We start from the raw sequence: 2417 nt of genomic DNA on the forward strand, positions 1-2417 counted from the left end.
GCTTGCCTGCGTGCAGCACCTGCAGGCCCACTTCCACGTGCACGGCGGGAATGGTCAGGTTGACGATGATCTCGATGCTGGGGTCGGCCAGCAGAGCCTCCACCGTTTGGTAGGGCACGCCAAACTCGGTGGCCCGGCCCTGCGCGGCTGGGGCGTGCAGGTCGGCCACGCCGCGGATGTCCAGAACGGGGAAGTTCGCCGCCCCCTGCAAATACGCCGCGCTGATGTTGCCGCAGCCGATGATGCCTATGCCGACTTTATCAACATTTCCGCTGTTTTCCATGCTGTTTGCCCTTTTGGTTATTTACTACTGTTTTAATAGCTGCCAGCGCAGGTGCTGATTGCGCTGGAGGCCGATTGAATGCTTAAGAAACAAGGGTGACGCTGCAGCTGCTTTCCATGCGCCAGTCGCGCTCCAGCATGCGGGGCGCGTCGCCCAGCACCTGCACGGCGGTGGCCAGCGGGGTGTCGCCGCTGGACGGGCCGACCAGGATGTCGAACCAGCCCGGTTCTACGCAGCGCTGGCCCTGGGCGTGGGTAAAACACAGCATGTCTACCGGCACCGTAAAGTCCAGCTTGGCCACCTGCCCCGCTGCCAGCGTGACCCGCTGAAAAGCCTTCAGCTCTTTCACCGGCCGCACCGCCGAGGCCAGCCGGTCGCGCACATACAGCTGCACCACCGGCACGCCCGCGCTGCTGCCGGTGTTGGCCACCTCGCACTGCAGCCGCACATCGCCGTCGGCCAGGGCGACTGCGTCGCTCTCCAGCACCAGATTCCGGTAGGCAAACTGGGTGTAGCCCAGGCCGTGGCCAAACGGGTAGCGGCTGCCGAAATGGAAGGCGATCGGCGTGCCGCCGCTCTTCAGAGAATGGTTGTAAAAGTAGGGCATGGCCCCGGCACCGGTGGGCACCGACACCGTCATGCGGCCCGAAGGCTCCTGCAGCCCGGCCAGCACTTCGGCTAGTGCCGTGCCGCCTTCTTGCCCGCCCGCAAACGCCATCAGGTAGGCGGCGACGCGGCTTTCCAGCCCGCCCAGGTTGTAGGGCCGCCCGGCCATCAGCACCACCACCGTGGGCGTGCCGGTGGCCACGATGCGCTCCAGCAGCAGCTGTTGAACGCCCGGCAGGCTCAGGGAATCGGTGTCCGAGCCTTCGCTGACCGTGCCGGTCTGGAACAGGCCTGCCAGGTCACCCACGCAGACGATGGCCACGTCCGCCGCCTGGGCGCAGGCCACAGCCTCGTCGATGGCATCGGTACGCTGCGATACGGGCGATACCCGCTCCACCCCGGCCGGGGCTACATCGCCGGGGAACACCGGCGCGCCGCTACGCCGCTCTTCCAGAATCGCGCAGCCTTGGGCGTACTGCACATGGGCCGTGCCAAACACCGCTTGCAGGCCTTGCAGCGGGGTGACGATGTGGTCGGTGCCCTCGGTCTTGTCTTGCAGGATCAGGTGCGCCGGAAAGCTGTAGCCGCTGAGCAGGGCCATCGGGTCGGCGGCGGTGGGGCCGACCAGCACAATGCGTTTTTGTGCGGCGGGCTGCAGCGGCAGGATGCCCTTGTTCTCCAGCAGCACGATGGACTGGCGGGCCACGTCCAGCGCGGCCTGGCGGGCCGCGGGTTGGCGCAGTGGCACAAAAGGTGTGTCAGCAAAGTCGCGCTCGAACAGGCCCAGACGGAACTTCTCGGTCAGCACGCGCGCCACAATTTCGTCCACCTTGGCCAGGCTGAGCCGGCCGCGCTCGATGGCGGTGGCCAGGTGCTGGGCGCAGTCGTCGCCGGGCAGTTCCACGTCCAGCCCGGCGTTGAAGGCCAGCGCCGCCGCCTCGGCCGCATCCTGGGCCACGCCGTGGTGCTGGTACAGCAGGCTCACGCCCACGTAGTCGGCCACCACCAGGCCGTCAAAGCCCCACTGCTTGCGCAGCACCTCGGTGAGCAAATGCTGCGAGGCGTGGACCGGCTCGCCGTCGATGTCGTGGTACGCAGGCATCACCGAGCCCGCATCGGCCTGTTTGATGGCCATCTCGAACGGCAGCAGAAATGTGTCGTTCAGGGTGCGCCAGCCCAGGTTCACCGGCGCATGGTTGCGCGCGCCTTCGCTGAACGAGTGGCCGACAAAATGCTTCAGCGTGGCCAGCACGTCGCGCTGCGGGCCTTGCAGGCCGCGCACGTAGCGGGTAGCCAGTACGCCGACCAGGTACGGGTCTTCGCCCAGGGTTTCTTCGGTGCGGCCCCAGCGTACATCGCGCGACACGTCCAGCACCGGGGCCAACCCCTGCTGGCAGCCTACGGCGCGGCATTCCAGGCCGATCTGTTCGCCCACTTGCTGGATCAGCGCGGGGTTCCAGGTGGCGCTCATGGCCAGGGCGGAGGGGAACAGCGTGCCGTCGCGGGTCATCATGCCCATCAGGCATTC

General features: G+C 67.2%; 2 protein-coding genes. Both read right to left on the reverse strand.

Annotation, left to right across the window (positions count from 1 at the left end):
• A partial coding sequence (locus tag ABI213_RS08440; RefSeq protein ID WP_348026720.1) for a Gfo/Idh/MocA family oxidoreductase occupies window positions 1-283 on the reverse strand: 283 nt, incomplete at its 3' end.
• Window positions 284-365: 82 nt separating this feature from the next.
• Window positions 366-2417: glycoside hydrolase family 3 N-terminal domain-containing protein (locus tag ABI213_RS08445; RefSeq protein ID WP_348026722.1), on the reverse strand; the 2052-nt coding region annotated here is incomplete at its 5' end.

The organism is Rhodoferax sp., from assembly GCF_039922535.1.
Lineage (GTDB): Bacteria > Pseudomonadota > Gammaproteobacteria > Burkholderiales > Burkholderiaceae_C > Rhodoferax_B.